The sequence below is a fragment of the Fodinibacter luteus genome (assembly GCF_039541575.1).
GTDB lineage: Bacteria > Actinomycetota > Actinomycetes > Actinomycetales > Dermatophilaceae > Fodinibacter > Fodinibacter luteus.
In genome coordinates this window covers 139,998-160,113 of record NZ_BAABGM010000007.1, presented here as the reverse complement: position 1 = coordinate 160,113, position 20,116 = coordinate 139,998, and the positions used below count along the sequence as shown (strand labels likewise).

At 74.2% G+C, this 20,116-nt stretch carries 19 protein-coding genes and 1 tRNA gene; 3 read left to right on the top strand and 17 right to left on the bottom strand.

The features are described 5' to 3' along the window. Positions 1–42: 42 nt before the first annotated feature. From ABD899_RS05720 to ABD899_RS05695, 6 genes are all read right to left on the bottom strand, one after another. Complete coding sequence (locus ABD899_RS05720) at positions 43–300, bottom strand: DUF6191 domain-containing protein (protein WP_345203350.1); 258 nt, start codon at positions 298–300, stop codon at positions 43–45. 122 nt (positions 301–422) lie between these two features. Further along, positions 423–495 (bottom strand) — tRNA-Ala (locus tag ABD899_RS05715). Positions 496–563: 68 nt separating this feature from the next. Further along, on the bottom strand, positions 564–1,226 hold the full coding sequence (locus ABD899_RS05710) for a histidine phosphatase family protein (RefSeq protein WP_345203348.1): 663 nt from the start codon (positions 1,224–1,226) through the stop codon (positions 564–566). A gap of 18 nt (positions 1,227–1,244) precedes the next feature. Beyond that, a complete protein-coding gene (gene rsfS / locus ABD899_RS05705) occupies positions 1,245–1,625 on the bottom strand; it encodes a ribosome silencing factor (protein WP_345203345.1) in 381 nt (126 codons plus the stop codon). Further along, positions 1,622–2,242 (bottom strand): nicotinate-nucleotide adenylyltransferase, encoded by a 621-nt coding sequence (gene nadD, locus ABD899_RS05700; RefSeq protein WP_345203344.1) that lies wholly within the window; start codon positions 2,240–2,242, stop codon positions 1,622–1,624. The genes rsfS and nadD overlap by 4 nt, the downstream gene beginning before the upstream one ends. Positions 2,243–2,253: 11 nt before the next feature. Then, positions 2,254–2,478 carry a hypothetical protein gene (locus tag ABD899_RS05695; RefSeq protein WP_345203343.1) on the bottom strand — a complete coding sequence of 75 codons (225 nt, stop codon included), beginning with the start codon at positions 2,476–2,478 and terminating at the stop codon, positions 2,254–2,256. A 546-nt stretch (positions 2,479–3,024) separates the two neighbouring features. Between ABD899_RS05695 and ABD899_RS05690 the strand changes: the two genes are divergently transcribed. Beyond that, the gene (locus tag ABD899_RS05690) at positions 3,025–4,017 is read left to right on the top strand and encodes a glycosyltransferase family 2 protein (protein ID WP_345203340.1); all 993 of its coding nucleotides are present in this window, start codon (positions 3,025–3,027) and stop codon (positions 4,015–4,017) included. Here ABD899_RS05690 and ABD899_RS05685 read toward each other — a convergent pair. Further along, on the bottom strand, positions 4,002–5,294 hold the full coding sequence (locus tag ABD899_RS05685) for a glutamate-5-semialdehyde dehydrogenase (protein WP_345203337.1): 1,293 nt from the start codon (positions 5,292–5,294) through the stop codon (positions 4,002–4,004). The two genes, ABD899_RS05690 and ABD899_RS05685, sit on opposite strands and share 16 nt — an antisense overlap. 891 nt (positions 5,295–6,185) lie before the next feature. Here ABD899_RS05685 and pdxY point away from each other — a divergent pair. Beyond that, positions 6,186–7,040 (top strand): pyridoxal kinase PdxY, encoded by an 855-nt coding sequence (pdxY, locus tag ABD899_RS05680; protein ID WP_345203334.1) that lies wholly within the window; start codon positions 6,186–6,188, stop codon positions 7,038–7,040. A gap of 65 nt (positions 7,041–7,105) precedes the next feature. Here pdxY and proB read toward each other — a convergent pair whose 3' ends face one another. The 6 genes from proB to ABD899_RS05650 all read right to left on the bottom strand — a co-directional run bounded on the left by proB (position 7,106) and on the right by ABD899_RS05650 (position 14,850). Next, a complete protein-coding gene (gene proB, locus ABD899_RS05675) occupies positions 7,106–8,257 on the bottom strand; it encodes a glutamate 5-kinase (RefSeq protein WP_425474940.1) in 1,152 nt (383 codons plus the stop codon). Between the two features lie 64 nt (positions 8,258–8,321). After that, a complete protein-coding gene (gene obgE, locus ABD899_RS05670; RefSeq protein ID WP_345203332.1) occupies positions 8,322–9,848 on the bottom strand; it encodes a GTPase ObgE in 1,527 nt (508 codons plus the stop codon). A 116-nt stretch (positions 9,849–9,964) separates the two neighbouring features. After that, entirely contained in the window at positions 9,965–10,234 is a 270-nt protein-coding gene (rpmA, locus tag ABD899_RS05665; RefSeq protein ID WP_345203330.1) for a 50S ribosomal protein L27, read from the bottom strand. A 34-nt stretch (positions 10,235–10,268) separates the two neighbouring features. After that, a complete protein-coding gene (gene rplU, locus ABD899_RS05660) occupies positions 10,269–10,574 on the bottom strand; it encodes a 50S ribosomal protein L21 (protein WP_345203479.1) in 306 nt (101 codons plus the stop codon). 159 nt (positions 10,575–10,733) lie between these two features. Beyond that, positions 10,734–13,937, bottom strand: a complete 3,204-nt coding sequence (locus tag ABD899_RS05655) for an Rne/Rng family ribonuclease (protein WP_345203327.1) — start codon at positions 13,935–13,937, stop codon at positions 10,734–10,736. Between the two features lie 157 nt (positions 13,938–14,094). After that, the gene (locus ABD899_RS05650) at positions 14,095–14,850 is read right to left on the bottom strand and encodes a TIGR03936 family radical SAM-associated protein (protein ID WP_345203325.1); all 756 of its coding nucleotides are present in this window, start codon (positions 14,848–14,850) and stop codon (positions 14,095–14,097) included. A gap of 194 nt (positions 14,851–15,044) precedes the next feature. On the opposite strand from ABD899_RS05650, the gene ABD899_RS05645 reads away from it, so the two are divergent. Further along, complete coding sequence (locus ABD899_RS05645) at positions 15,045–16,412, top strand: transaminase (RefSeq protein WP_345203323.1); 1,368 nt, start codon at positions 15,045–15,047, stop codon at positions 16,410–16,412. Here ABD899_RS05645 and ABD899_RS05640 read toward each other — a convergent pair. The 4 genes from ABD899_RS05640 to ABD899_RS05625 all read right to left on the bottom strand — a co-directional run bounded on the left by ABD899_RS05640 (position 16,403) and on the right by ABD899_RS05625 (position 20,107). Continuing rightward, the gene (locus ABD899_RS05640) at positions 16,403–17,395 is read right to left on the bottom strand and encodes a permease prefix domain 1-containing protein (RefSeq protein ID WP_345203320.1); all 993 of its coding nucleotides are present in this window, start codon (positions 17,393–17,395) and stop codon (positions 16,403–16,405) included. The genes ABD899_RS05645 and ABD899_RS05640 overlap by 10 nt on opposite strands. Before the next feature lie 94 nt (positions 17,396–17,489). Further along, a complete protein-coding gene (locus ABD899_RS05635) occupies positions 17,490–17,819 on the bottom strand; it encodes a PadR family transcriptional regulator (protein ID WP_345203318.1) in 330 nt (109 codons plus the stop codon). Positions 17,820–18,010: 191 nt separating this feature from the next. Then, positions 18,011–18,961 carry an acyl-CoA thioesterase gene (locus ABD899_RS05630; RefSeq protein WP_345203315.1) on the bottom strand — a complete coding sequence of 317 codons (951 nt, stop codon included), beginning with the start codon at positions 18,959–18,961 and terminating at the stop codon, positions 18,011–18,013. A 96-nt stretch (positions 18,962–19,057) separates the two neighbouring features. Then, complete coding sequence (locus ABD899_RS05625; RefSeq protein ID WP_345203313.1) at positions 19,058–20,107, bottom strand: potassium channel family protein; 1,050 nt, start codon at positions 20,105–20,107, stop codon at positions 19,058–19,060. Positions 20,108–20,116 lie beyond the last annotated feature (9 nt).

Genomic DNA, 20,116 nt, shown 5'->3' with positions numbered 1-20,116 from the left:
GCTTGGTGAGAACCACGCCCGTGCGGACGGGCGACCTCACGGTCAGACGACGAGACCGCGTGAGTCGCTCGGCGGATCGCCGCGCCTCGGCCCGTTCGGCGGCTCGTAACCCGGTGGCACGGCGAGCCGGACGGCAACGCCGTCGGCCCCGCGCCGGAGCGGCGGCGCGGTGTCCCCGGCATCCTCGCGGGTCAGCTCGAGGCGCTGCTTCTCCTCGCGCACGTGCGAGTACGTCGGCCGGAAGAACGCGACGAGGTCGTCGAACACGGCGCCGACCGCGCGTGAGCCAACGGAGAACATGCCAGCCACGGTACGCCTGCTCGTCGGCCTCCCGGCATCCCTCACCGGCCGGGGCGGCACGCCATCCACGGGCCAGGACGACGACGGGCCCGGCAGCGCGTGCCGGGCCCGTCGATCGTGGGTGGAGCTGAGGGGATTCGAACCCCTGACCCCCTCCATGCCATGGAGGTGCGCTACCAACTGCGCTACAGCCCCGAGTGGGTGACCCCGAGGGGTGCGACGGCGAGTTTACCCATGCCCCCCCGGGGCCGACCAAATCGGCGTCAGGCCGGGGACGAGCCCGCGTGGGACCGCGTCGAGGACCCCTCGCCGGCCGAGGTGTTCCACGTCGTGATGCGCCATCCCCCGCGCCCCTCGGCGAGCTCGGCCCAGTGGCAGTTGCCCAGCCCGCCGAGCACCCGCCAGGCCAGGCCCTGGTCGAGGCCGAGCAGCCACGCGGCGAGAGCCCGCCCGGCCGCTCCGTGCGTCGAGACGACGAGGCACTCCCCCGGCCCCAGGGTCGCGAGCTGCTCGGTGACGCCCTCCCCGACCCGTTCGGCGACCTCGGTGAGGTTCTCGCCGTCCTCCCCGCGCCGCACGTCCTCACCGCGCAGCACCGCCGCCTGGGTGTCCGGCCAGCCCCGGGCGACGTCGTCGGCCGGCATCCCCTGCCAGGCCCCGACGTGGATCTCGCGGAAGCGCTCGTCGGTGCGCACGACGAGCCCGCAGGCCCGGGCGACGTGCTCGGCGGTCACGCGGGCCCGCTGCAGGTCGCTCGACACGATGCGGGACGGCCGCAGGGCCGCGAGCACGGGCGCCGCCTCGCGGGCCTGCTCGACCCCGCGCGCCGACAGCGCGGTGTCGAGGTGTCCCTGCCAGATCCTCGCGACGTTGTGCTCGGTCTCCCCGTGGCGCAGCACGACGACCCGACGCGCCCCGCCGCTCACCGACGGCTCACGGACGGCTCACCGGCCGCCCTGCTCGGTGCCGACGACCCCGAGGTCGATGCCCGGGCAGTCCTTCCAGAGCCGCTCGAGCTCGTAGAAGGCGCGCTCGTCGTCGTGCTGGACGTGCACGACGATGTCGACGAAGTCGATGAGCACCCAGCGGCCCTCGCGCTGGCCCTCGCGCCGGACCGGCTTGACGCCCATGTCGCGCAGGGTGTCCTCGACCTCGTCGACGATCGAGCCGACCTGCCGCTCCGACTCGGCGGAGACGATGACGAAGACGTCGGTCAGCGCGAGCTGCTTCGAGACGTCGATGCCGGTGATGGTCGTCGCGAGCTTCGCGGCGGCGGCGGCGGCAGCCGCCCTGGCGAGCTCGAGCGAGCGGTCGGTCGCGGTCACGGGGCTCCTCGGTGGGGTGCGGTGGCCGCGGACGGTGCCGGCGCGGCATACAGGTGGTGCTTGGAGATGTACTGGACGACGCCGTCGGGGACGAGGTACCAGACCGGCTCCCCGGCCCGCACCCGCTGACGGCAGTCGGTCGAGCTGATCGCCATCGCGGGCACCTCCTGCAGGTCGACGCGGTCGGCCGGCAGGCCGGACTCGGACAGCTCGTACCCGGGGCGGGTCACGCCGATGAAGTGGGCGAGGCCGAACAGCTCGTCGGCGTCCTTCCACGACAGGATCTGCGCCAGGGCGTCGGCGCCGGTGATGAAGAACAGCTCGGCGTCGGGGCGCTGGGCGTGCAGGTCGCGCAGCGTGTCGATGGTGTACGTCGGTCCCCCGCGGTCGATGTCGACCCGCGAGACCGTGAAGCGGGGGTTCGATGCAGTTGCGACGACCGTCATGAGGTAGCGGTGCTCGGCCGGGGCGACGTCTCGCCCCTCCTTCTGCCACGGCTCACCCGTGGGGACGAAGACGACCTCGTCGAGGGCGAGGAGCGACTGGACCTCCGAGGCGGCGACGAGGTGACCGTGGTGGATGGGGTCGAAGGTCCCACCCATCACCCCGAGCCGCATGCGAGCGTGGCTCAGTGGTGCGCGGGGTGCTCGGGCCAGTGCGGGGAGTCCTGGCCGTCGCCCTGGCCGTGGTCGGTCGGGCGGACGTACTTCTGGGCGGTGCCCCGGAAGGACCAGGTGACCCCGAGCAGGAACGCGAAGGCGACGAGCGCGATGACGCCGAAGAGCCACGGGGGCATCGGCAGCTCGCTGTGCGCGGCCTCCTCGGCGAGGATGCGGGTGACGGTCATCGACATGCGGGCCAGCCTAGCGCCTCGGCTGTCCACCGGTGCCGTCCACAACCCTGTGCACGAGCCAGGGCCTCACGCCTACACCCTGTGGACGAGGTGACCGCTCCCCGGACAGGTTCGACATTCCTCTTGGATCCTGTTGCACGGCACGGTCGTCCGGGACTACAACAGTGTCCACGCCTCCTCGGGGACCGGCCGGCGCACTCCGTCGGAACGGGCCCGCGGTGGCAGGTCGTACGGATAACGGCACACCGCTCCCGACCGGTCCCGGCCGGGACGTGCAGGTCCTCCCGGGGGCAGGCACGACGCGCGCGACGGCGCGGGGTGCCGCGGCCGACGGCCTGAGTCGAAGTCCGTCCCCCCGGGGGTGGCGCCACCGTCGCGTGGCAGACCGTGCGGCTCGCCGCACGGACCGACCGGCTCGACACGTCGGCAGCTCGCCGACCGGGGGCCTCCGAACTCATACTCGGAGGCCCTCAGCCGCGTCCGGATGCCGTGCCGTCACCCGGGGTTCGTGCGGTGCCACCGCCCGCCGACACCTACCCTTGGCCCATGCCCGACGCAGCCGTCGACCTCAGCGTCGTCATCCCCATCTACAACGAGGAGGCCGTGCTCCCGCTGCTCGTGGAGCGGCTGCGCCCGGTGGCCGAGAGCTGGGGGGTCACCCACGAGGTGCTCTGCGTCGACGACGGCTCCACCGACGCCACTCCGGTGCTGCTCCAGCGGCTGCGGCGTGAGTGGCCCCAGGTACGCGTCGTCCGCCTGCGGGCCAACGCCGGGCACCAGGCCGCGATCTCGGCCGGGCTCGCGCGGGCGCGCGGGCGGTGGGTCGTCACGATCGACGCCGACCTGCAGGACCCACCGGAGGTGATCGGCGAGATGCTCGCCGTCGCGCGCTCGCAGGACGTCGACGTCGTGTACGGCGTGCGCCACGACCGCTCGAGCGACACCCGCTTCAAGCGCTGGACCGCCCGGGCGTTCTACCGGTCGATCCGTGCCCTGTCCGACGTCGACGCCCACGTCGACGCCGGGGACTTCCGCCTCATGTCCCGGGCGACGGTCGATGCCGTCAACGCGCTGCCCGAGCACGACCGGGTGCTGCGCCTCGTCGTACCGGCCCTGGGGTTCCCGAGCGCGTCGGTCGGCTACGCACGCGCGCCCCGGGCCGCCGGCGCCTCGAAGTACCCCCTCGGGAAGATGATCCGGCTGTCCGTCGACGGAGTGACCGGGTTCTCCATCGCGCCGCTGCGCTTCGCCACGTGGCTCGGCCTGCTCGGCGGGCTCGCCGCCATCGGGGTGCTCGTCTTCGCCGTCGTCGAGATGCTGCTCGGCAACACGCTGCCGGGCTGGACGTCGACGGTCGTCATCGTCGCCGGGGTGGGGGCGGTGCAGCTGCTCGCCCTCGGCATCCTCGGGGAGTACGTGGGGCGCACGTACGCGGCCCTGCAGGCTCGTCCCACGTACTTCGTCGCCCACGACTCGCTCGAGACCGAGCCGGACGGGAGCCGGGGGTCGGGCCCGGGCCCTCGTCAGACCCTGACCTGACCGTCCCCCTCGACGACCCACTTCGTCGTCGTGAGCTCGGGCAGGGCCATCGGGCCGCGCGCGTGCAGCTTCTGGGTGGAGATCCCGATCTCCGCACCGAAGCCGAACTCGCCGCCGTCGGTGAAGCGGGTGCTGGCGTTGACCATGACGGCGGCGGCGTCGACCTCGGCCGTGAAGCGCCGGGCGGCCGCGCGGTCCTCGGTGACGATGGCCTCGGTGTGGCCCGACCCGAAGCGGCGGATGTGCTCGAGGGCCTCGTCGAGGGTGTCGACGACCCGCACGCTCATCTCGAGGGCGAGGTACTCGGTGGCGTAGTCCTCGTCGGTGGCGCCCTCGTGGGGCACGCCGGCGACGTCCGCGGCCACCCCCGAGCGTGCGTCGGTGTGGAGGGCGACGCCGGCCCCGGACAGCTCGGCGAGCACCTTGGGGAGGAACTCGTCCGCGACGTCCCGGTGCACGAGCAGCGACTCGGCGGCGTTGCAGACACTGGGCCGGTGGGTCTTGGAGTTGACCGCGATCGCGAGCGCCTTGTCGAGGTCGGCGGCGGTGTCGACGAAGACGTGGCAGTTGCCGACGCCGGTCTCGATGACGGGCACGGTCGACTCGGTGACGACGGTCTGGATGAGGCTCGCCCCGCCGCGCGGGATGAGCAGGTCGACGAGCCCGCGCGCCGTCATGAGCGCGCGGACGGCCCCGTGACCCCCTTCCAGGAGGGCAACGGTATCCGGTGGCAGACCTTGGGCCGCCAGCGAGCTGCGCAGGACGTCGACGGTGGCCCGGTTCGTCTCGGCGGCGGCGCTGCCGCCGCGCAGGATGACGGCGTTGCCCGACTTCAGGCCGAGGCCGGCGGCGTCGACGGTGACGTTGGGGCGGGCCTCGTAGATCATGCCGACGACGCCCATGGGCACGCGGACCTGGCGGATCTGCAGTCCGTTGGCGAGCGTGGACCCGCGGACGATCTCGCCGACCGGGTCCGGCAGGGTCGCGATGTCGCGCAGCGCCTGCGCGACGGCCGCGACGCGTGGCGGGTCGAGGCGCAGCCGGTCCTGGAGGCCGGCCGGCATCCCGGACTCCCGTCCGCGGGCGAGGTCGCGCTCGTTGGCGGCGACGATGTCGTCGGTCGCGGCGTCGAGGGCGTCGGCGAGGGTGCGCAGGGCGGCGTCCTTCTCGGCGCGGGAGAGCAGGGCGAGCCGGCGCGACGCGGCGCGGGCTGCCTCGGCGAGGGTGCGGACCCGCTCGACGTCGGCGGGGTCGATGCCGGAGGTGCGGTCAGCCATGGGACAAGGGTATGCCGGTCGCGGACGGGCGCGCCGGGGGCGGCGGGCCTGCTCCGGGGGCGGCGGGTCGGCGCCGGGGGCGGCAGGTCCGCGCCGGGGCGGGTCTGCGCCGGGGGCGGCGGGCCTGCTCCGGGGGCGGCGGGTCGGCGCCGGGGTCGGCGGGTCGGCGCCGGGGTCGGCGGGTCGGCGCCGGGGTCCGCAGGCCTGCGCTCGGGGGTCGGCGGGTTCCCACACGTGTCTGAGGGGCAGCAGAGGAAGACACTCGGGGGCACTATTGAATGCATCCCCTCAGCGAGCAGACACCGAAGCGCTCCGCGGGGCGCTATTGCTCGTCCTCGCGAGGCACACCGAGGGGCGCTCGCCGACCGCACGCACAACCCGATCTGCTCGCGGAGCGCACGCACACCCCGATCTGCTCGCGGAACGGACGCACACCCCGATCTGCTCGCGGAACGCAGGCACACCCCGATCTGCTCGCGGAGCGCACGCACACCCCGATCTGCTCGCGGAACGGACGCACACCCCAATCTGCTTGTTGACGGGACGCATCCGATGGCCCGGAAGGTGCCCGGGGACTTGCTTCCTCACGGCGAGCATTCGATAGTGCCGCAACGGGCACTCCTGACGGCCGGGCCACCGCCGGGCGACGACCTCGAATCACCGCCAGCCGGCCACCGCCGGGCGACGACCCCGGAACACCGCCAGCCGGCCACCGCCGGGCGACGACCCCGGAACACCGCCAGCCGGCCACCGCCGGGCACCGACCCCGGGTCGCCGCCAGCCGGCCACCGCCGGGCACCGACCCCGGGTCGCCGCCGCACGGCATGCCTGCCGCACGGCATCCCTGCCGCAGCCCCCACCGCGGCACCACCGGTCTGGGAGGATGACGCGGTGACGACGATCCTGTCCATCCAGTCCTCGGTGGCCTACGGCCACGTCGGCAACTCGGCCGCCGTCTTCCCGCTCCAGCGGCTCGGCGTCGAGGTCTGGCCGGTCAACACGGTGCACTTCTCCAACCACACCGGGTACGGCGCCTGGCGCGGCCCCCTCATGCCGCCCGAGGACGTCCGGGAGGTCGTGACCGGCATCGAGGAGCGCGGCGCGCTGGGCGACGTCGACGCCGTGCTCTCCGGCTACCAGGGCGGCGAGCAGATCGGCGAGGTCATCCTCGACGCGGTCGCCCGCACCAAGGCCGTCAACCCGGCCGCCGTCTACGCCTGCGACCCCGTCATGGGCAACGCGGCGTCGGGCTGCTTCGTGCACCCGGCGATCCCGGTGCTCCTGCGCGAACGGGTCGTGCCGCAGGCGGACCTCATCACCCCCAACCAGTTCGAGCTCGGCTTCCTCACCGAGACCGACCCCGGCGACCTCGACTCCACGCTCGACGCCGTCGACCGGGCCCGCGCCATGGGCCCGAGCACCGTGCTCGTCACGAGCGTGCTCCGCCCGGACCGGCCCGAGGGCACCATCGAGATGCTCGCCGTGCACGGCGACGGCGCCTGGCTCGTGCGCACCCCCCACCTGCCGATCAAGGCGAACGGGTCGGGCGACGTCACGGCCGCCCTGTTCACCGCACACCTCCTCGACACCGGGGATGCCGCCGTGGCCCTCGGCCGCACCGTGTCGAGCGTGTTCGACCTCCTCGAGCGCACCCACGGCTCCGGGCGCCGGGAGCTGCAGCTCGTCCAGAGCCAGCACGAGATCGCCCACCCGCGGATGCAGTTCGAGGTCGAGCAAGTCCGCTGACCGCCCAGAAAGCCGTCCGCTGACCGCCCACCGAGCGGCCCGCTCACCGAGCAGCCCGCTGACCGCTAGAGCACGACGAGGTCGTCACGATGGATGACCTCGCGCTCGTACTCCGGTCCGAGCTCGCGGGCGAGGTCGCGGGTCGAGCGCCCGAGGAGGCGGGGCAGCTCGGTCGCCGCGTAGTTGACGAGCCCGCGGGCGATGACGGCGCCACCGGGCTCGCACACGTCGACGGGGTCCCCGGCGGCGAAGGCGCCCTCGACCCCGGTGATCCCCGCGGGGAGCAGGGACTTGCGCCGGTGGGTCACCGCGGCGACCGCACCCTCGTCGAGCAGGAGCCTCCCCCGGGCGGTCGTCGCGTGCGCGAGCCACCGCTTGCGGGAGGCCCGGGTCGCCGCCGCGGGCGCGAACACGGTGCCCACGTCGCCCTCGGTCAGCGCCGCCGTGACGTCGGCCAGACGGGTGAGCATCGTCGGGATGCCGGCCGCCCCGGCGATGCCGGCCGCCTCGACCTTGGTCACCATGCCGCCGCTCCCGACGGCCGAGCCGGTGCCGCCGATGCGCACGGCATCCAGGTCGGCGCTCGTCGCGACGAGCGGAACCCGCCGGGACCCGCCGTGCGCCGGCGGTCCGTCGTAGAGCGCGTCGACGTCGGTGAGCAGGACAAGGCCGTCGGCACCGACGAGGTCCGCGACGAGCGCGGCGAGCCGGTCGTTGTCGCCGAACCGGATCTCGTGCGTGGCGACGGTGTCGTTCTCGTTGACGATCGGCACGATCCCGAGCTCGAGGAGGCGCTCGAGGGTGCGCCTGGCGTTCGTGTAGTGGGTACGCCGGGTCACGTCGTCGGCCGTGAGGAGCACCTGGCCGACGGTCAGCCCGTGCCCCCAGAACGCCGCCTGGTAGGCCGCGACGAGCGCGCCCTGCCCGACGCTGGCTGCCGCCTGCTGGGTCGCGAGGTCGGCCGGGCGGCGGTCCAGGCCGAGCGGCCCGATGCCGGCGGCGATGGCTCCGGAGGAGACGAGCACGACCTGCCGGCCCTCGCGCCGCCGCGTCGCCAGCACGTCGACGAGGTCCCGGAGGGCGTTGAGGTCGAGGTGCCCGCCGTCGGCACTCGTCAGCGATGACGACCCGACCTTGACGACGAGGCGCTGCCCCTCCCCGAGCGTGCGGCGCAGGGAGGATGCCGGGTGGCCTCGGTCGTCCTGCGGGCTGCTCACGGCCGCGAGTCTAGTGAGCGACCCGTGTCGGCCCGGGCGCGGTCCACGAGCCCCACGGCCGCCGTCAGTCCTCCTCGCGCACGCTCGCCCAGTGGCCGGCCCGCCGCTCCTGGGCCAGCTCGTCGCGGGCCACCGTCTGGGCGTCCTTGCGCGCGTGGAACTCCTCGCGCTTCTCCGCCCGGGTCTTGCGCCCGCCCTCGTTCTCGAGGCGGACGTCCGATCCGCGCGGCCCGGTGAGCAGCTCGGCCCCGGCGCTCATCGTCGGCTCCCAGTCGAAGACGACCGCGTCGTCCTCCGGGCCGATGAGCACGGTCGACCCCGACACGGCGCCCGCCGCCAGGAGGGCCTCCTCGACACCGAGCCGGTTGAGCCGGTCGGCGAGGTAGCCGACGGCCTCGTCGTTGGCGAAGTCGGTCTGGCGCACCCACCGGGTCGGGCGCTCGCCGATGACCCGGAAGACCTCGCCGTCCGTCGTGTTCTCGCGCCGGACGTGGAAGCCGGCGTCGTCGACCGCAGTCGGCCGGATGACCACCCGCTGCCGCTCGGGCACGCGGGCCGCGATCTCGGCGCGCGCGGCGGCCACGTGTCGGGCCAGCGCGAAGCCCAGCTCCTTGAGCCCGATGTGGGCGACCGCGGAGACGATGTGCACCTCGAGACCGCGCTCCTCGAGCATCGGCTGGACCATCTCGGCGAGCTCGCGCGCCTCCGGCACGTCGGCCTTGTTGAGCACGACGACGCGGGTGCGCTCGGACAGCGGCCGGCCGCCGAGCGAGTCGTCGGTGACGTACGCGGCGAGCTCGGCCTCGATGACGTCGAGGTCGGTCATCGGGTCGCGCCCCGGCTCGAGCGTCGCGCAGTCGACGACGTGGACGAGCACCGAGCACCGCTCGACGTGGCGCAGGAACTCCAGGCCCAGGCCCTTGCCCTCGCTCGCGCCCGGGATGAGCCCGGGCACGTCGGCGATCGTGTACCGCTCCGACCCGGCCGTCACGACGCCGAGGTTGGGCACGAGCGTCGTGAACGGGTAGTCGGCGATCTTCGGGCGCGCGGCGGACAGCACCGAGACGAGGGAGGACTTGCCGGCGCTCGGGAACCCGATGAGCGCCACGTCGGCGATCGACTTCAGCTCGAGCACGATGTCGAGCGACTCCCCCGGCTCGCCGAGCAGCGCGAAGCCGGGGGCCTTGCGCCGCGGGCTCGCGAGCGCCTTGTTCCCGAGACCCCCGCGGCCGCCGCGCGCCACGACGAAGGTCGTGTCGGGCCCGACGAGGTCGGCGAGCAGGGTGCCGTCGGCCGAGGTGACGACGGTCCCCTCGGGGACCTTGAGCACGAGGTCGGCGCCGTCGGCGCCGTTGCGCTCGTCGCCGGCGCCCGGCCGGCCGTTGGCTGCGCGCCGGTGCGGGGTGTGGTGGTAGTCCAGGAGCGTCGTGGCCTGCGGGTCGACGGCGAGGACGACCGACCCGCCCCGGCCCCCGTTGCCGCCGTCCGGGCCGCCGAGCGGCTTGAACTTCTCACGCTTGACCGAGGCCACGCCGTGGCCACCGTTCCCGGCGGCGACGTGCAGCACGACGCGGTCGACGAAGGTCGTCATGCCTGCGCTCCTTCAGTCCTTCTCGGTTCCTCTGGGATGCCGCGAGGGGCGGGCCTGCGCGGCCCGCCCCTCGACGACGTGGTCATGCGGCCGGGTGGTGGCACCCGGCCCGAGCGTCACTCCGCGGCGACGGTCTCCGCCGGGACGATGTTGACGGTCTTGCGGCCCCGCTTGGAGCCGAACCTGACCGCACCCGCGACGAGCGCGAAGAGCGTGTCGTCGCCGCCACGGCCGACGCCGTTTCCGGGGTGGAAGTGCGTGCCGCGCTGGCGGACGAGGATCTCGCCGGCCTTGACCTCCTGGCCGCCGTAGCGCTTCACGCCGAGGTACTGGGCGTTCGAGTCGCGACCGTTGCGGGTCGAGGACGCACCCTTCTTGTGTGCCATGTCAGTAGTCCTTCGAGTGAGTTCCGGGCGGCGATCAGGCGTCGATCGCGGTGATCTTGACCTGGGTGAGCGGCTGGCGGTGGCCCTGGCGCTTGCGGTACCCGGTCTTGTTCTTGTACTTCAGGATCGTGATCTTGGGGCCCTTGGCCGCCTTGACGACCTCGGCCGTGACCTTCACCTTGGCGAGCTTGCTCGCGTCGCTCGTCACGGTGCCCCCGTCGACGACGAGCAGCGGCTGGAGCTGCACCTTGTCGCCGGCCTGGCCGATCCTGTCGATGAGCAGGACGTCACCGACGGAGACCTTCTCCTGGCGACCACCTGCGCGCACAATCGCGTACACAGTCGTACTCACTTTCGCTACGGGCACATCTCCTGGATGACCGGCCGATCGCGACCCCGTGGACGACACGGGACATCAGCTCGGTGGACGCACCGACGGTCCAGCCTACCGGGGCCGTCGGAGGCCTCCAAATCGCGAGGGCTCCGACCGCCGTGCGGCTCAGGCGCCCGGCTCGTCGGAGGACGGACCCTCGGGCTGGGCGGCCCGAGGCGGGCCGGCGGGCGCGACGACGCGGCCGCGCTTGCGGCGCGCTCGGGGTGCTGGGGGCGGCTCGGATGCCGGTCCCGTCCCGACCGGTTCCTGCGCCGTCCCGGTGCCGACCGGCTCGGGCGCCGTCCCGGGGCCGACCGGCTCGGGCGCCGTCCCGGTGCCGACCGGCTCGGATGCCGGGGGTGCGGGGGCCTTGGCGTCGGGCTCGTGCGCGGTGAGGGCGTGGGCCACCGCGGAGGCGACCCCGGCCACGGTCGCCAGCAGGCCGGTGTGCGCCGGCGGGCGCTCCTCGTCGACGGGGGCAGGGGTCGGCTCGACGACCGCGTCGGCCTCCGCCGACGGCTCGGGTGAGGCGCCGGCATCCGACGGCTCGACCACCGGGGCGGCCTCCGCCGACCCCGCAGCCGCACCGGCGTTCGACGACTCGACGGCCTCGGCCTTGCGCAGCGCGGCGGCGTGCGCGGCGGCGGCGATCTGGGCGGCCGTGGGACCCGACGGGGTGCGGGCCTCCTCCGCCGCACCGTGGTCGGAGCCGGAGCCGGAGCCGGTGGACCCGGAGGCGCCCCCGGCGGTGCCACCCCGGCGGCCACGGCCCGAGCGCGACCCACCCTGCCCGGACCCGCCGGAGTCCGACGAGCCACCGCGGTCGACCGGCTCGGTGTGCACGACGATGCCGCGGCCGGCGCAGTGCTCGCACGGCTCGGAGAAGACCTCGATGAGGCCCGATCCCACCCGCTTGCGGGTCATCTGCACGAGGCCGAGCGACGTGACCTCGGCGACCTGGTGCTTCGTGCGGTCGCGACCGAGGCACTCGAGGAGGCGCCGGACGACGAGGTCGCGGTTGGACTCGAGCACCATGTCGATGAAGTCGATGACGATGATGCCGCCGATGTCGCGCAGCCGGAGCTGGCGGACGATCTCCTCGGCGGCCTCGAGGTTGTTCTTCGTCACCGTCTCCTCGAGGTTGCCGCCCGAGCCGACGAACTTGCCGGTGTTGACGTCGACGACGGTCATCGCCTCGGTGCGGTCGATGACGAGCGACCCGCCCGAGGGCAGCCACACCTTGCGGTCCATCGCCTTGGCGAGCGCCTCGTCGATGCGGTGCGCCGCGAAGACGTCCTCCTCGGCCGTCCAGCGCTGCAGGCGGGGTGCGAGGTCGGGAGCGACGTCCTCGACGTACTGGCTGACCTCGGACCACGCCTTGTCGCCGGAGACGACGAGGGAGGTGAAGTCCTCGGTGAACACGTCGCGGATGACCCGCACCGTGAGGTCGGGCTCACCGTGCAGCAGCGCGGGAGCGCCCCCGCTGCCGGACTTCTTGGCCCCGGCCGACTCGGCCCGCGCCTTGATCTTGTCCCAGATCTTCGTGAGGCGCTCGACGTCGGCGCGCAGCTCCTCCTCGGAGGCGCCCTCCGCGGCGGTGCGCACGATGACACCGGCCGAGTCGGGGACGACCTGCTTGAGGATCGCCTTGAGGCGGGCCCGCTCGGTGTCCGGCAGCTTGCGCGAGATGCCCGTCATCTGCCCCTCGGGGACGTAGACGAGGTAGCGGCCGGGGAGGCTGACCTGCGAGGTGAGCCGGGCGCCCTTGTGGCCGATGGGGTCCTTGGTCACCTGGACGAGGACGGTGTCGCCGGAGGTCAGGGCGTTCTCGATGCGGCGCGCCTGGCCGCCCTCGAGGCCGGCGGCGTCCCAGTTGACCTCGCCGGCGTAGAGCACGGCGTTGCGGCCCTTGCCGATGTCGACGAACGCTGCCTCCATCGACGGCAGGACGTTCTGGACCCGGCCGAGGTAGACGTTGCCCGCCATGGATGCCGTCGTCTCGCGCGAGACGTAGTGCTCGACGAGGACGCCGTCCTCGAGCACGCCGATCTGGGTGCGGTCGCCGCGGCCGCGCACGACCATGACCCGCTCGACGCTCTCGCGCCGGGCGAGGAACTCGGCCTCGGTGATGACGGTGCGCCGGCGGCCGGCCTCGCGGCCCTCGCGGCGGCGCTGCTTCTTGGCCTCGAGCCGGGTCGAGCCCTTGACGGCCGTCGGCTCCTCACGCTGCGAGCGCGGCTCGCGCACCCGGGTCACGGTGCCGGGCGGGTCCTGGTCCTCACCATCGCCCGACGAGCCCCCGCGGCGGCGGCGGCGACGACGCCGGGTCGAGCCGCCGTCGGCGTCGGCGTCGTCCTCGGCCGGGCCGGTGTCGTCGGTCTCGTCCCCCTCGGCGGAGGTGTCCGCGGATGCCGTGCCCGCCTGGTCGTCCTCGGCCTGGCTGCGTCCGCGACGGCCCCGGCCTCCGCGGCGGCGCCGGCTGCGGCCACCTGCCTCGGCCTCGTCGCCCCCGCGCTCGTCGGTCGGGCGCTCGGCCTCCTCGCCCGCCACCTCGGCGGCCTCGGCGTCGGCCGACGGCTCGCCGTCGGCGTCGCTGGCCTCGTCGGCCGCGGGGCGCTCGACGGGGGCCTGGGCCGGCGACGTGGCCCGGCGGCGGCGCGGGGCGACCGGCTCCGGGGCCTGGAAGAGCAGGCCGAAGCTCGGGACGACCGGGGTGGGAGTCTCCTTCGGGGCCGGCTCGGTGGATGCGTTGGGCGTCGCCTCAGCGGTCGCGTCGGCGGCCGGCTCGGTGGTCGCGTCGGCCTCCGGGGTCGCCTCGGCCCACGCGGTCCCCTCCTCGTCGGCCGCAGGGCCGGCCACGTCCGTCGGCTCCTCGACGACGGGCTCCACCTCGAGGGCGAGCGTGTCGGCGCCGGGCTCCACCCCGTCGACGGGCTCCTCGACGAGGGCCTTCGTACGGCCCCTCGCCGTGGCGCCCTTGGCCTTTGTCTCCTTGGGCTTGGCTCCCTTGGCCTTGGCCTCCTTGGCCTCCTTGGCCTCCTTGGCCTCCTTGTCCTCCTTGGCCTTGGCCCCGGTCGTCGTCGTCCGCTTCGCCGCGCGCTTTCGCGGCGACGGTGCCGCGCTCGCGTCCAGCTCGGGCCCGTCGGCGACCGCCTGCGCGGGGGCGGTCCCGACGTCGTCGTCCCGGGCCTCCTGCGGGGCGGGGGTCGCGGCCTTCTTCGTCGCGCGGCGTCGCTTGGGCCTCTCGACCGGCGCCGTCGGCTCGACCGTCGGCTCGGCGGGTGCGGCGCTCGCGTCGGAGGTGGCGGTCGGGTCGTTCTCGGAAGCCATGAGGCCCCTTTCGTCACCCACGCGACGACGACCACACCGGTTCCGGCCGCTGGGACCGTCCCTCGTCGATCGCGTGGTGCGATCGGATCGTGCGGGGCGCACCCCGACACGGAAGTCGACTGCTACCCCGGAGCGGCTCGCGCGGGAGGCGCGGCACCTATCCGGAGCCGGCGGCGTCCTTGTCGGCGGCCAAGGGGTCGGCCACCCCAACAGCTGCGTCGGTCAGAGGGCCCTGGGCCAGCCGGGTCACCAGGGGTGGGACCGGCGGCGAGAACCCTGTCACTGCGCGCAGTGCGGTCAGGATGTCGTCGGGGCGTACGGACGGTGTGGTGTGCCGTACGACCATGCGAAGTATCGCACACCCCTCCTCGTCGAGCCCGGTGACCGCCATCGCGAGCACGGCGCCGCGCGTGTCGAAGGTGCGCGGCCCGGTCTTGAAGGTCCGGGTCGCCTCGGCACGGTCGCAGGCGAGGTACCGCGCGACCGCCGCCGTGACGGCATCCGGGTCGGCGCCGCGTACGACGAGCCGCCACTCGCTGGCCTGGAGCCGGTCGGCGAGGGAGCCCGGGCCGGCCTCGACGACCTCGAGGACGTCCAGGCCCTCGGGCAGGGCCTCGTCGAGGGCGGCGCGCACGGCCTCGGGGTCGACCCGCTCGGTGACCCGGATCTCGAAGTACTCGGCCTCGCTCGCGGTGCCGGTGGGGGCAGCGTTCGCGTAGGAGACGAGCGGGTGCGGGTGGAAGCCGGCCGAGAAGGCCATCGGCACGTCGGCCCGGCGCAGGGCCCGCTCGAGGGCGCGGGAGAAGTCGCGGGTCGAGGAGAAGCGCAGCCGTCCGCGCTTGGCGTACCGGATGCGCAGCTTCTGCACCGCCGGGGCGGGCGGGGGTCCCTCGGGGGTGCGCTGGCGGGCCATGGCCCCCGAGCCTAGGAGGGCTCGCCGCCCGCGGACGAATCCCGGCCGGCGCGGCCGGCGCGGCCGGCGCGGTCCGGACCCGACCCGCGCGACGGCATCCAGTGCGGATACCGAAGGGACCCAGCCCGTTCGGCCACTGATCCGCGCGTGGGTGCGCCTTCCCGTTTCGCCATCGGTGGCGCTACCGTGCCTGCATGCCCGAGATCGACCGTGCCCGCCTCACCGAGCTCATCGCCGCCGAGCAGGCGACCTACACGCAGCGCCACCCCCGCAGCCGCGAGCTGTTCGAGCAGGGCACCAACCTGTTCGGCAAGGTGCCGATGACGTGGATGAACAAGTGGACCGGGGGCTTCCCGCTCTACCTCGACCACGCCCGGGGCAACCGGATCTCGGACGTCGACGGGCACACCTACGTCGACTTCGCCCTCGGCGACACGGGCGCGATGGCCGGGCACTCCCCCCGCGCCACCGTCGAGGCCGTCGCGCGCCGGGTGGGTGACCTCGGCGGCATCACGACGATGCTCCCGAGCGAGGACGCCCAGTGGGTCGGCGCCGAGCTGACCCGCCGGTTCGGGATGCCGTTGTGGAGCTTCACGCTCACGGCGACCGACGCGAACCGCTGGGCGGTGCGCCTGGCGCGGCTGGCCACCGGGCGGCCGAAGATCCTCGTCTTCGGCTACTGCTACCACGGGTCGGTCGACGAGACCTTCGCGATCCCGGGCCCCGAGGGCAAGGCGCAGTCACGGCCGGGCAACGTCGCTCCCCCGGTGCCGCTCGAGCTGACGACGCGGGCCGCGACGTGGAACGACCTGGCCTCGGTCGAGCGCGAGCTCGCGCACGGCGACGTCGCCGCCATCCTCACCGAGCCGGCGCTGACGAACATCGGCATCGTGCTGCCCGAGCCCGGCTTCATGGAGGGCCTGCGCGGGCTCGCGACGCGGTACGGCGCCCTGCTCATGATCGACGAGACGCACACCTTCTCGGCCGGCTGGGGCGGTGCCACGCGCGAGTGGGGCCTGGAGCCGGACATCTTCGTCATCGGCAAGTCGATCGGCGGCGGCATCCCGTCGGGCGCGTACGGCATCTCGAGCGAGGTCGCGGCGGCCGTCACCTCGCACACGGATGCCGGGGACGCCGACCTCATCGACGTCGGCGGGGTGGGCGGCACCCTCGCCGGCAACGCGCTGTCGACGGCGGCGATGCGGGCCACCCTCGGTGAGGTGCTCACGGAGGAGGCCTTCGCCCGCATGGTCGAGCTCGCGACCGCCTTCACGGACGGGGTCCAGGCGACCCTCGACGAGCTCGACGTGCCGTGGTCGGTGAGCCAGCTCGGCGCCCGCTCGGAGTACCGCTTCGCCCGCCCGGCGCCGCGCACCGGAGAGGAGTCGGCCGCCGCCCACGACGACGACATCGACGCCTACATGCACCTCGCGATGTGCAACCGCGGCATCCTCATGACGCCCTTCCACAACATGGCGCTCATGTGCCCGGACACGACCCGCGCCGATGTCGACCGGCACACGGCGACCTTCCGCGAGGTGGTCGAGGCGCTCTACGCCTGACCCGATGCCTGACCCGCCGCTCGGCTGCGGCGCACCCGGCCCACCGCCTCGACGACGCTCCACGCGAGCACGACGACGACACCCACCGCTGTCGCCACCGTGAGGTCGCGCTCGGCGGAGGCCCACCCACCCTCGACGAGCGCGGCGACGAAGTCCGGGTTGAAGAGCCGGTCGTCGAGCAGGAGGACGAGCACCGGCACCGCGAAGGCGAGGTCGAGCAGTACGTCGGCGAGCGCCAGCCCCGTCGACCAGGCACCACGACGGTGCGCGGCGACGACCACGACGGCCTGGGCGGCGAGCACGAGGAGCAGCCAGGGCAGCGGGCCGGCCCACAGGGCGGGGTCGAGCACCGGGACGGACTCCCCGTCGCTGAGCACCGGCGAGCTCGTCTGCTGCCAGAGCAGGGCGAGCGCCGCCGCGGCGAGGAACGCGACGGACGCCACCGTCTCGCCGAGCCCCACCCCACCGGCCGCGTCGTCGTCCGGCAGCTGGTCGGGGCTCCAGTCGAGCTCGACGCCGTCGACCGTCCCCCGTTCGGCGAGCGCGAACACGACCGTCACCCAGAGGACGACGTTGACGGCGACGACGAAGCCGACCCACAGGGCACCGACGACCGCCGGGCCCACCCCCTCGCTCGCGACGTCGGCGACGAAGAGCCGGACGACGAGGTTGATCGCCGTGACGAGCGGCACGAGCGTCGACAGCAGCAGGGTGAGCACCCGGCGCCACTGCGGGTAGACCCGCGGGCCGATGAGGTACAGCGGGCGGCCGCTGTACCCGGCCGCGAGCCGCACCGGGTGGCCGAGCTCGAGGAGCACGGCCCGCTCGGCCTCCTCGCGTGAGCTCGCGGCCCCGGCCTCGAGGCGGGCGTCCACCATGTCCTCGATCGTGCCGCGCAGCTCCTGCTCGACGTCGCTGCGCTGCCCGTCGTCGAGCTGGCGGACGGTCGTGTACACGTAGCGGTCGGTCAGTGACGAGGTCATCGGGAGGTCCTCTCGTACAGGCCCGGTGGGGCGGCTCGTGGTGGCGTCGGCCGAGGTCGGGTTTGGCGGCCTCGGCCGTGGTCGGGGTTGGGCGTCAGCCGAGGTCGGAGATGGCGGCGTCGAGGGCGTGCCAGTCGGCCCGCAAGGTGGTGAGCACCGCTTCCCCCGCAGCGCTCGTGCGGTAGAACTTGCGCGGCCTGGACTCGTCGGTGTTCCACTCGGAGGTGAGCAGGCCCTGCTTCTCGAGCCGGCGCAGCAACGGGTAGAGCGTGTTGGCGTCGACGCCGAAGCCCGCCCGGCCGAGCGTCTCGAGCAGCGCGTAGCCGTAGCCGGGGGTGCGCAGCGTCGCGAGGCAGGCCACGACGACCGTGCCACGCCGCAGCTCCTGCAGGTGGCCCGACACGATCTCGTCGTCGAGGGTCACGCGTCACACTTTAGTGTGTGACACACATCATCGTCAACCGCACATGCCCCTCCCCTCGACTCCGTGCGACCTCCCCGCGGTTTTGCCCGCCCCGGGCCGCGAGAACCGCCAGGAGGTCGCACGAGGTCGGTGGAAGCGGCGGCGGTCGGGGTGGGCGGGTCGGGCGGGGAGGGGTCCCCCCGATGCCCGCCTCAGTCGCCGAAGCGCTCGCGGATCCGCACGAGGTCGACGGCGTGGGCGTCGAGGGCCCGGTCCTCGTCGTTGACGGGCACCCACGTCGGGCACGGCACCGCCCGGCGGTCCTCGTCGATGCCGACGAAGACGGTGCGGCAGAAGGTCGTGAGCTCCATCCCCTCGGGCCCCCGGGCCGGGTCGCCCGAGCGCACGTGCACCCCGACGTGCATCGAGGTCTGCCCGGTGTGCAGGAGCCGGGCCTCGACCTCGACGACGTGGCCGATGCGCAGCGGGCGGTAGAAGCGCACCCCGCCGGTGAAGATCGCGACGTTGTTCGCGTCGCCGGTCCACTGGGTCGCGAGCACGTGGGCGGCCTCGTCGATCCAGCGCATGACGATGCCGCCGTGCACCTTGCCGCCCCAGTTGACGTCGGTCGGCGCGGCGAGGAACCGCATGACGACGCGCGGTGCCGACCCGGCATCCGTGTACGTCTGCCCGGCCATCGCGGCCTCGACCTCGCTGCGCAGCTCGGCGCGGCGGGCGGCCCACCTCTGCTCGAGCTCCTCTCCCAGGGTCCGCGGCACGAGCTCGCGGACCGGCGTGGAGCGCCCCTGCTCGTCGACGGCGACGAAGATGATGAGGCAGCGCGTCGCGGGCTCGAGCTCGCGGGTGCGGGGCTGGCCGGACGCGACGTCGACGGTGATGTGCATCGACGTGCGCCCGGTGTGCACGACCCGGGCCGTCACCTCGACGAGCTCGCCGACCTCCACCGGCCGGGTGAACCGGACGTTCCCGACGTAGGCCGTGACGGCGTACGTGCCGCTCCAGCCGGCGGCCGCGGCGTACCCCGCCTTGTCGATCCACTCGAGGACCCGGCCGGCCGAGACGGAGCCGGAGCGCCCGGCATCCGTCGGTGCGGCGAGGAAGCGCAGCGTGATCTCGGCGCGCGGGTGGGCGGTCTCGGGCACCGGTGTCCTCCTCGGCGGAGCGGGGTCGGGTGCCCACTCTCCCACCGGTCGGGCGCGAGCCGCACCACGACGTCAGGTAGCGGCGCGGAGCGGACGTCAGGTCCCGGCCGCGGAGCGCAGCACGCCCACCTGCTCGGGGCTGCCGAAGACGATGAGGGTCGCGCCGGGCGCGAGCGCGGTGCCCGGCGACGGGGTCGGGAGGAACGCGCCCTTGCGCGGCAGTCGCACGGCGAGCAGCTGCGCGCCGCACAGCCCCGGGATGTCGGCCTCGCCGACGGTGCGACCGGCCAGCGGGCTGTGGTCGCCGAGCCGCACCTGCTCGATGCGGAAGTCGAGGTCGTCCTCGTGCATGACCTCGTCGAGGAACTCCGCGACGTCGGCGTAGAGGGCGAAGGACGCCATCCGCCGCCCCCCGATGAGCTGCGGGTTGACCGCCCGGGTCGCCCCCGCGAGGACGAGCTTGTCCTTGGAGTCCACCGTGCGGGCCCGGCTGATGATGACGAGGTCCGGGCGCAGGGCCCGGGCCGACAGCGTCGCGTACATCGTCTCGGCGTCGCTGGCGAGGGCGCAGATGAGCGCCCGGGCGTGCTCGATCCCCGCCTCGAGGAGGGTCTCGTCGCGCGCTGCGTCGCCGAGGACGTGGGGCTCGGTCACCCCCTCGAGGCGCGACGCGTCGCTGTCGACGACGACGACCGCGTGGCCGGTGTCGACGAGCTGGCGGGTGGCGGACCGGCCGACCCGGCCGTACCCGCAGACGATGACGTGGTCGCGCAGCCGCGCGATGTCCCGGTCCATGCGACGCCTCCGGAGGTGCTCGCGCAGGTGGCCCTCGGTGACCCCCTCGAGGAGGACGCCGAGGTTGTACAGCACGGTCCCCACCCCGAGGACGATGAGGACCATCGTGAAGACCTGCCCCGTGTCGTCGAGGGGCCGGACCTCGCGGAAACCGACCGTCGCCACCGTCGTGACGGTCTGGTACATCGCGTCGAGGACGCCGAAGCCGAGCGCGACGTACCCGACCGTGCCGACGGCGGTGACGAGCGCGAGGAGGGTGACCGCCACCGCGATCCGGCGGATGGCGTCCCGGCCCGAGGCGGTGCCCAGGAGCAGGCCGCGACGGCGGCTGCTCGTGCTCGGCGTGGCCACGGTCTCATC

Excerpts from the sequence above, each read along its gene's own strand:
- rpmA (WP_345203330.1), bottom strand. The coding sequence starts at position 10,234 with ATGGCACACAAGAAGGGTGCGTCCTCGACCCGCAACGGTCGCGACTCG.
- ABD899_RS05640 (WP_345203320.1), bottom strand. The coding sequence starts at position 17,395 with ATGACCTCGTCACTGACCGACCGCTACGTGTACACGACCGTCCGCCAG.
- ABD899_RS05685 (WP_345203337.1), bottom strand. The coding sequence starts at position 5,294 with ATGGCTGACCGCACCTCCGGCATCGACCCCGCCGACGTCGAGCGGGTC.
- ABD899_RS05645 (WP_345203323.1), top strand. The coding sequence starts at position 15,045 with ATGCCCGAGATCGACCGTGCCCGCCTCACCGAGCTCATCGCCGCCGAG.
- ABD899_RS05690 (WP_345203340.1), top strand. The coding sequence starts at position 3,025 with ATGCCCGACGCAGCCGTCGACCTCAGCGTCGTCATCCCCATCTACAAC.
- ABD899_RS05720 (WP_345203350.1), bottom strand. The coding sequence starts at position 300 with ATGTTCTCCGTTGGCTCACGCGCGGTCGGCGCCGTGTTCGACGACCTC.
- obgE (WP_345203332.1), bottom strand. The coding sequence starts at position 9,848 with ATGACGACCTTCGTCGACCGCGTCGTGCTGCACGTCGCCGCCGGGAAC.
- ABD899_RS05655 (WP_345203327.1), bottom strand. The coding sequence starts at position 13,937 with ATGGCTTCCGAGAACGACCCGACCGCCACCTCCGACGCGAGCGCCGCA.
- nadD (WP_345203344.1), bottom strand. The coding sequence starts at position 2,242 with ATGCGGCTCGGGGTGATGGGTGGGACCTTCGACCCCATCCACCACGGT.
- ABD899_RS05695 (WP_345203343.1), bottom strand. The coding sequence starts at position 2,478 with ATGTCGATGACCGTCACCCGCATCCTCGCCGAGGAGGCCGCGCACAGC.
- ABD899_RS05650 (WP_345203325.1), bottom strand. The coding sequence starts at position 14,850 with ATGGCCCGCCAGCGCACCCCCGAGGGACCCCCGCCCGCCCCGGCGGTG.